Here is an 8,459-nt window from a genome sequence, read left to right on the forward strand (position 1 = left end):
GGCCAAGGTTTGAATGATGGTTCAATCCTTGCGTGGTCTACCGGAGCACCGAGCGGGTCAGGGCTCGGCTGAACGCGTCGCGGGAGCGGATCATCGCCGCCGCGCTGGAGATCATGGCCGGGGCCGGTTACGCCGGCTGCTCCGTCGCCGCCGTGGCCGAGCGGGCCGGCGTGGCGACCGGCACCGTCTACCGGCACTTCCCCGCCAAGGCCGACCTGTTCGCCGAGGTGTTCCGCACCGCCTCCCGACGCGAGGTGGAGGCGGTGGCGCGGGCCGCCGCGCTGGAGTCGACCGCCGCCGAGCAGGTCGCCGCCGTCGTCGAGACGTTCTGCGGTCGCGCGCTGAAGTCGCCGCGGCTGGCGTACGCCCTGCTGGCCGAGCCGGTCGATCCCGCGGTCGACGCCGAGCGGCTGGTCTTCCGCCGCGCGTACGCCGAACTGATCGCCGGCTACGTCGCGGCGGGCGTCGCGGGCGGCGAACTGCCCGCGCAGGACCCGGAGCTGACCGCGGCCGCGCTGGTCGGCGCCCTGGCCGAGGCCATGGTCGGCCCGCTCGCGGCCGGCGTCGCCGGCCCGGGCACCGTCCCCGGCCTGATCACCTTCATCCACCGCGCGTTGGGAGTGTCGCCGTGACGACGCACGAGGTCTTCAACCAGGTCCCTCCGATGGTCGGCCACGACACGGCCGACGATCCGGCGCTGCTCGACGGTCTCGCGCGGGAGGGCGCCGGCTGGGCCGCCGCCGAGCTGCACGAGCTCGGCCGGATCGGCGGCGCCGAGGAGGCGGCCGAGCAGGGGCGGCTGGCGAACGACCACCCGCCCGTCCTGCGCACCCACGACCGCTACGGCCACCGGATCGACGAGGTGGAGTTCCATCCCGCCTGGCACGAACTGATGCGCACCGCGGTCACGCACGGCCTGCACGCCGCCCCGTGGGCGGACGACCGGCCGGGCGCCCACGTGGCGCGGGCGGCCAAGTTCTACGTCTGGCGTCCCGACGCCGGGCACGGCTGCCCGATCTCGATGACGTACGCGGCGGTGCCCGCGCTGCGGCACGCCCCGGAGCTGGCCGCCCGGTACGAGCCGCTGCTCACCGCCCGCACGTACGACTTCGGGCTGCGCCCGCCGCTGGCGAAGCGGGGGCTGCTGGCCGGCATGTCGATGACGGAGAAGCAGGGCGGCTCGGACGTACGCGCCAACGCCACCACCGCCCACCCCGAGCCGGACGGCACCTACCGGCTCGTCGGGCACAAGTGGTTCACGTCGGCGCCGATGTGCGACCTGTTCCTCACCCTCGCCCAGGCGCCCGGCGGGCTCACCTGCTTCCTCGTCCCCCGCGTCCTGCCGGACGGCACGCGCAACCCGATGCGGCTGATGCGCCTCAAGGACAAGCTCGGCAACCGGTCCAACGCCTCCGCCGAGGTCGAGTACGAGCACGCCGTCGCCTGGCGCGTCGGGGACGAGGGCCGGGGCGTACGCACCATCATCGACATGGTCAACCTGACCCGCCTCGACTGCGTCGTCGGGGCGGCCGCCGGGATGCGGCAGGGCCTGCTCACCGCCGCCCACCACGCCACCCACCGGCGGGCCTTCGGCCGCTACCTGGTCGACCAGCCGCTGATGCGCAACGTGCTCGCCGACCTCGCCGTCGAGTCCGAGGCCGCCACCGTGCTCATGACGCGGCTCGCCGGAGCGACCGACCGGTCCGCGCGCGGCGACGCCGGCGAGACCGCCTTCAAACGGCTCGCCCTCGCCGTCGGCAAGTACTGGGTCTGCAAGCGTTGGCCGGCGCACGCCGCCGAGGCCCTCGAATGCCTGGGCGGTAACGGCTACGTCGAGGAGTCCGGGCTGCCCCGGCTGTTCCGCGAGTCGCCGCTGAACTCGATCTGGGAGGGCTCCGGCAACGTCGCGGCGCTGGACGTGCTGCGCGCCATCGGCCGGGAACCTCAGGTCATGGAGGCGTTCCAGGCCGAGGTGTGCGCCGCCGCCGGCGCCGACGCGCGGCTCGACGCCGCGGTGCGGCAGGTGCGGGCCGAACTGTCCGACCGCGACGACCTCGAACTGCGGGCCCGTCGCGTCGTGGAGCGACTCGCCCTGGTCCTCCAGGGCTCGCTGCTGGTGCGGCACGGCCACCCGGCCGTCGCCGACGCCTTCTGCGCCTCCCGGCTCGGCGGCGACCACGGCCAGGCGTACGGCACCCTGCCGGCCGGCGTGGACTTCGCCGCGATCATCGACCGCGCCGTGCCGAAGGTGGCCTGAGGGCCTCCGGCGCCGACGGCCTGGCCGGCGGGACGGGCAGGCCGGCCAGCCAGCGGTCCAGGGCCGCCGGGGAGCGGAACAGCAGGACCGGCGGCCCGGTCGGATCGGCCTGCCAGGCCCGCATCCGCCGCCGGGCCCGGCCGAACGCCGTGACGTGCCAGACCAGGATCGAGTCGTGGGACAGCACGCTGCCCAGCGACTCCCGGTTGCCGTTGCAGATCTCCTCCCCGGTCAGCAGCCGGCGGAGGGTGCGGCGCAGCAGCCGCCAGAAGGAGAGCCAGCGCGGATAGTCCAGGCCGACGACCAGGTCGGCGCGCGCGAGCACCACGTCGCGCCAGCCGTGGTACGCCCCGTCGAGGATCCAGCGGTCGCGCCGGCAGAGCGCCTCGATCCGGCTGCGCTGCACCGCGATTGGCACCTCCACCCAGCCGGGCTCCCAGAGCAGGTCGTCGACCGGGTGCCACGGCAGGCCCAGGCGCTCGGAGAGCCGCGCCGCCAGGGTGGACTTGCCGGCCCCGTACACCCCGTAGACCAGGATGCGGGACGGGGCGCTCACCACCGCAGCGTACGCCGGTGGCGCCCGCGGGGCCCGTCGCGCCGGCCCTGGCGGCGCCCGCGCGGCGTCCCGCCCGTTACTGTCGTACCCGTCCGTAGGCTTTGCCGCATGGCAGATCCGTTCCGGGTGCGCGTCACCGTCCGTGGCTACGAGCTCGACACCCAGGGCCACCTGAACCAGGCCGTCTACCTGCAGTACGGCGAGCACGCCCGGTGGGAGTGCCTGCGGGCGGCCGGCATCACGCAGGCGCGGCTCCTGGCCGCCGGGGTGGGGCCGGTCGCCCTGGAGGTCACCCTGCGATACCTCAGGGAGCTGCGCGGCGGTGACGAGGTGGACGTGTCCTGCGCGTTCCGCTGGGGCGAGGGCAAGACCTTCGAGATCGAGCAGGACTACGTCCGCGCCGACGGCGTCCGGGTCGCGACGCTGACCGGCGTGGGCGGCGTGCTCGACCTGTCCGCCCGGCGGCTGGTGCCCGACCCCCGGGGGCGGTTCCGGGCGCTGGCGACCGATCCCGAGCCGATGAGCCTCTGAGCGGCGGCCGCGCCGGGGGCGGCCGGCGGGGCGGCGGGCCGATACCCTCGCCGGTGTGCGTGCACGCGTCGGGCCGGTGAGACGTCCGCTGTGGCGCGACCGCGACTTCGGCGCGTACTGGGCCGCGCAGTCGCTCTCCTCCGTCGGCGACTCGTTCGCCTACATCGCGGTGCCGCTGCTCGTGCTGCACGCGACCGGGTCGGTGGCCCAGATGGGTCTGCTCACGGCCGTGGCCGGCGCCGCGTCCGTCGGCGCGGGGATCTTCGGCGGCGTCCTGGTCGACCGCTACGACCGGCGGAGCCTGATGATCGCCGCCGACGTGGCCCGGTTGGTGCTCTACGGTCTCATTCCCCTGGCCTGGCTCGCCGGCCCGCAGGTCTGGCTGCTCTTCGTCGTGCTGCCGATCTGCGAGGCCGTCGGCATGGTGTTCCAGGTCGCCGCGGTGACCGCGGTGCGCAACCTCGTCGACCGGGACCGGATCACCGAGGCCAACGGCCGCCTGCAGGCGACGTACGCCACGGCGGCCGTGGCGGGGCCGCTGCTCGCCGGGGTCGCCTCCGCCCGGTTCGGTCCGACGGTGGCCGTCGCCGTCAACGCGGCCAGCTTCGCCCTGTCGGCCGCCGGCCTCTGGCTGGTCCGGCTCCGACGGTCCGCCGGGGACGAACGGCCCGACGGGGTGGGACGGGAGAGCCGGCTGGCCGAGCTGCTGGCCGGCGCGCGGTTCCTGCGGCGGCAGCCCGTGCTCCGCGCGCTGACCGTCCTGCTGTCGATCTTCATCTTCCTGACGTACGGCCTCACCGACGTGCTCATCTACCACGTCAAGCACGACCTCGGCGGCTCCGACCGCACGATCGGCACGGTGCTCGGCCTGGCGGCGGTGGGCACGGTAGCCGGGGCGCTGCTGGTGGCGCCGCTGCGCCGCCGGCGCGGCTTCGGCGCCACCTGGATCGGCGCCGTCGCGGTGTCCGGTCTCGCCGTCGCCGGCATCGGCGTGGCCGGCACCGTGCCCGGCGTCACGGCGCTGACCGCCGTCTACCTGTGCGGGGTCAGCGTCGGGGGGATCTGCTCCATGTCGCTGCGCCAGGAGATCACGCCCGACCACCTGCTCGGGCGGGTCACGTCGGCCTTCTGGAGCACGCACTACTCCCTCGGGCCCGCCGGCGCCGCCGTGCTGACCTGGGCCGCCGGCCGGTACGGCGTCACCGCGGTCACGCTCGTCGCCGGCGCCGGGTGCCTGCTGGTCGCGGTCGGCGGGGCGGTCACGCCGATCAGACGGGCCGGGTCGGAGCCGGTCGTCCGCGAGCCGGAGCCCGAGCGGGCCACCGCCTGACCCACCGCCGCCCGCGCACACGGCCGGCGCGACGGAGGCCGCCGCGACGGAGGCCGCCGCGACGGAGGCCGGCGCGACGGAGGCCGCCGCGACGGAGGCCGCCGCGACGCACCTCGCCGCTCTTCCATTCGGTCCGCTCGCCGACTACGGTCGCGGGCACACCGCAGCGTCCGCCTCGCCGGCTCCGGGGCCGTCCACCGGAGGACTCGGCGCCGCATTCGAGGAGCCGCCGTCATGACGAACAACCACCCCGGCACCGACGCCGGCCCGGTCAGCGTGGGCCACGGGCCGCGCCGGGTACTGGCCCTGCACGGCTGGTTCGGGTCGGCGCGGGGCTGGGGCCCGCTGCCGGATCTGATCGACACCGACCGCTTCACCTGGGCGTTCCTGGACTGTCGCGGGTACGGCGCGCGGACGGGGGTCGCGGGCGAGCACACCATCGCCGAGGTCGCCGGCGACGCCCTGCACCTCGCCGACTCCCTCGGCTGGGACACCTTCTCGGTGGTCGGGCACTCGATGGGCGGCAGCGCCGCGCAGCGGGTGCTCGCCGACGCGCCCGGCCGGGTGGAGCGCCTCGTCGGCATCAGCCCCGTCCCGGCCGGCGGGGTGCCCTTCGACCTGCGAAGCTGGGCGCTGTTCGACGGCGCGGCCGACAACCCGGCCAACCGGCGCGCCATCATCGACCTCACCACCGGCAACCGGCTGTCCGGCCACTGGCTGGACGAGATGGTGCGGTTCTCCCTCGACAACTGCACCCGGGAGGCGTTCGGCGCCTACCTCACCGCCTGGGCGCGCACCGACTTCACCGACGAGGTGAAGGGCAACCCGGTGCCGGCGCTGGCGGTCGTCGGCGAGCACGATCCGGCCCTGGGCGCCGACACGATGCGCGAGACCTGGCTACGCCACTATCCGAACGCCCGGCTCGAGGTGCTCGCCAACGCGGGCCACTACGCGATGTTCGAGACGCCGGTGCGGCTGGTCACGGTGCTGGAGGAGTTCCTCGGGCGGTGAGCGTCGATCCCGCGCCCCTCGTCGATCCCCGCACCTTCGTCGAGGGCGTACCGTACGACCTGCTCGCGGCGCTGCGGGCGGCCGGCCCGGTGGTGTGGGTCGAGGAGCCACCGCTGCTCGGGCTGCCCGGCGGGCCGGGGTTCTGGCTGGTGCTCCGGCACGCCGAGGTGACGGACGTGCTCCGGCAGCCGCGGCTCTTCTCGTCCTGGCTCGGCGCCACCCAGATCCGTGACCCGGCCACGCCCGGGGACCTGGACTACGTGCGCCGGATGATGCTCAACATAGACCCGCCGGAGCACGGCCGGCTACGCCGACCCGTCGCCCGCTCGTTCACCCCGCGCGCGGTCGCCGCGCTGGAGGCGTCGATCCGCGCGAACGCGACGGCGCTCGTCGAGCGCGCGCTCGGCGACGCCGACGAGGGCGGCTGCGACTTCGCCCGCGATCTCGCCGCCGACCTGCCGCTGCTCACGCTCGCGGACGTGCTCGGGGTGCCGGAGCCCGACCGCTGGCTGCTCTACGACTGGTCGAACCGGGTGATCGGCTTCCAGGATCCGGACCACGCGGTGTCGGCGGCGTTCGACGCGCGGGGCGGCACCGACGCGGCCCGCGAGGCGCTGCGGCACCGGCCCGCGCCCGGCCCCGACGGCCGGATGCCGGATCCGCGCACCCGGGCCGGGATGGCCGACCTGTACGCGTACGCCCAGCTGCTGGCCGGGTCGAAGCGGAGCAGCCCGGGGCACGACGTGATGTCCGTCCTGCTGGCGCGGCACGGGGACGACCGGCTCTCGGTGGACGAGTTCGAGAACATGTTCTGGCTGTTCGCCGTGGCCGGCAACGAGACGATCCGCAACGGGCTGCCCGGCGCGATGATCGCCCTGCTGGAGCACCCGGCGCAGCTCAAGCGGCTGCGGCGGGAGCCGGCCCTGTTCGACACCGCCGTCGACGAGCTGCTGCGCTGGTGGACACCGGTGATGGTGTTCCGGCGCACCGCCACGTCGGACACCACGATCGGCGGCGTGCCCGTGCGGGCCGGGGACAAGGTGGTCGTCTCGTTCGCGTCGGCCAACCGCGACGAACGCGTCTTCGCCGACCCCGACCGGCTCGACCTCGCCCGCCGCCCGAACCCGCACCTCGTCTTCGGGCACGGGCCGCACTTCTGCCTCGGCGCGCACCTGGCGCGGTGCCAGGTGCGGGCGCTGTTCGAGGCGCTGCTCGAACGCACCGCCGACATCGCGTACGCCGGTCCGCCCGAATACCTGCGCTCGAACTTCCAGCGGGGCGTGAAGCGCCTGCCGATCCGATGGCGCCGCCGGTGACCGGGCTCGCCCCGACGGTTACTTTTAACAAGGTTTACTGATAGCCTCCCGTCCACATCGACGAGGAGGAATGTCATGCGACTTCGACGGACGATGCCCGCCCTGCTGGCCGGAGTCACGCTGGTAGCCGCCGCCGTACTGCCGACCGTGGGCGGCGTCGCGGCGACGGCGAGCGGCCCGAGCAGCACGCTGGCCGCCTGCACGGCCCCGGCCTGGGCCGAGGGCACCACCTATCCCGCCGGCAGCCGGGTCAGCTACGCCGGCCGGTCCTACCAGGCGCTGGTGACGCACACCCCGCCGCCCGGCGCCGGCTGGAACCCGGCCGCCACACCCTCGCTCTGGACCGACCTGGGCGCGTGCGACGGCACACCGTCGCCCACGCCCACCGGCACCGCGTCCCCCTCCCCCACCCCGACGCCGACCGCCACCTCCTCCCCCAGCCCGACGCCCACGTCCACTCCGCCCGGCCCCGAGACGTGCGCCGGCAAGCCGAAGCCCGCCGGCAAGGTGCTCCAGGGCTACTGGGAGAACTGGGACGGCGCGGCCAACGGGGTCCATCCGCCGCTGGGCTGGATCCCGATCACCGACCCGCGGATCACCGCCCACGGCTACAACGTGGTCAACGCGGCGTTCCCGGTGATCCGCGCCGACGGCACCGTGCTGTGGGAGGACGGCATGGACAGCACGGTCCGGGTGCCGACCCCCGCCGAGATGTGCCGGGCCAAGGCGGCCGGGCTGACCATCCTGATGTCGATCGGCGGCGCCGCCGCCGGGATCGACCTGAACTCGGCCGCGGTGGCCGACCGGTTCGTCGCGACCGTCGTGCCGATCCTCAAGCGGTACAACTTCGACGGCATCGACATCGACATCGAGACCGGGCTCACCGGCAGCGGGAACATCTCCCAGCTCTCCCCGTCGCAGGCGAACCTGATCCGCATCATCGACGGGGTGCTCGCGCAGATGCCCCCGACGTTCGGCCTCACCATGGCGCCGGAGACCGCGTACGTCACCGGCGGCAGCGTCACCTACGGCTCGATCTGGGGCGCGTACCTGCCGATCATCAAGCGGTACGCCGACAACGGCCGGCTCTGGTGGCTGAACATGCAGTACTACAACGGCAGCATGTACGGCTGCTCCGGCGACTCCTACCCGGCCGGCACGGTGCAGGGCTTCACCAAGCAGACCGACTGCCTCGACGCCGGGCTGGTCGTGCAGGGCACCACCATCCGCGTCCCGTACGACAAGCAGGTCCCCGGCCTGCCGGCGCAGCCCGGCGCCGGGGGCGGCCACATGGCACCCGCCACGGTGGCCCAGGCGTGGCAGAACTACGGCGGCCGCCTCAAGGGGCTGATGACCTGGTCGATCAACTGGGACGGATCCAAGGGCTGGACCTTCGGCGACAACGTCAGGGGCCTCCAGGGCCGCTGAGGCGTCCGGGCGGATGCCGGGTCCCCGCCC

Annotated in this window: 8 protein-coding genes; 7 read left to right on the forward strand and 1 reads right to left on the reverse strand. The window is 74.7% G+C overall.

What is annotated here, in order from left to right:
- The first annotated feature begins 32 nt into the window (after window positions 1-32).
- Entirely contained in the window at window positions 33-632 is a 600-nt protein-coding gene (locus tag ACWENR_RS09040) for a TetR/AcrR family transcriptional regulator (protein WP_452276479.1), read from the forward strand.
- Complete coding sequence (locus ACWENR_RS09045; RefSeq protein WP_452276480.1) at window positions 629-2,257, forward strand: isovaleryl-CoA dehydrogenase; 1,629 nt, start codon at window positions 629-631, stop codon at window positions 2,255-2,257. Before ACWENR_RS09040 ends, ACWENR_RS09045 begins: the two co-directional genes overlap by 4 nt.
- Here ACWENR_RS09045 and ACWENR_RS09050 read toward each other — a convergent pair.
- Window positions 2,226-2,813, reverse strand: coding sequence for an adenylate kinase (locus ACWENR_RS09050; protein WP_452276481.1), 588 nt, complete (start codon window positions 2,811-2,813; stop codon window positions 2,226-2,228). The genes ACWENR_RS09045 and ACWENR_RS09050 overlap by 32 nt on opposite strands.
- 108 nt (window positions 2,814-2,921) lie before the next feature.
- Here ACWENR_RS09050 and ACWENR_RS09055 point away from each other — a divergent pair, with 108 nt between their 5' ends.
- From ACWENR_RS09055 to ACWENR_RS09075, 5 genes are all read left to right on the forward strand, one after another.
- Entirely contained in the window at window positions 2,922-3,344 is a 423-nt protein-coding gene (locus tag ACWENR_RS09055; RefSeq protein ID WP_452276482.1) for an acyl-CoA thioesterase, read from the forward strand.
- Between the two features lie 55 nt (window positions 3,345-3,399).
- Window positions 3,400-4,674, forward strand: coding sequence for an MFS transporter (locus ACWENR_RS09060; protein ID WP_452276483.1), 1,275 nt, complete (start codon window positions 3,400-3,402; stop codon window positions 4,672-4,674).
- A 234-nt stretch (window positions 4,675-4,908) separates the two neighbouring features.
- Window positions 4,909-5,685 carry an alpha/beta fold hydrolase gene (locus ACWENR_RS09065; protein ID WP_452276484.1) on the forward strand — a complete coding sequence of 259 codons (777 nt, stop codon included), beginning with the start codon at window positions 4,909-4,911 and terminating at the stop codon, window positions 5,683-5,685.
- On the forward strand, window positions 5,682-7,001 hold the full coding sequence (locus ACWENR_RS09070; protein WP_452276485.1) for a cytochrome P450: 1,320 nt from the start codon (window positions 5,682-5,684) through the stop codon (window positions 6,999-7,001). Before ACWENR_RS09065 ends, ACWENR_RS09070 begins: the two co-directional genes overlap by 4 nt.
- Before the next feature lie 75 nt (window positions 7,002-7,076).
- Window positions 7,077-8,429, forward strand: coding sequence for a carbohydrate-binding protein (locus tag ACWENR_RS09075; protein ID WP_452276486.1), 1,353 nt, complete (start codon window positions 7,077-7,079; stop codon window positions 8,427-8,429).
- Window positions 8,430-8,459 lie beyond the last annotated feature (30 nt).

It is taken from the genome of Micromonospora sp. NPDC004336, from assembly GCF_053602615.1.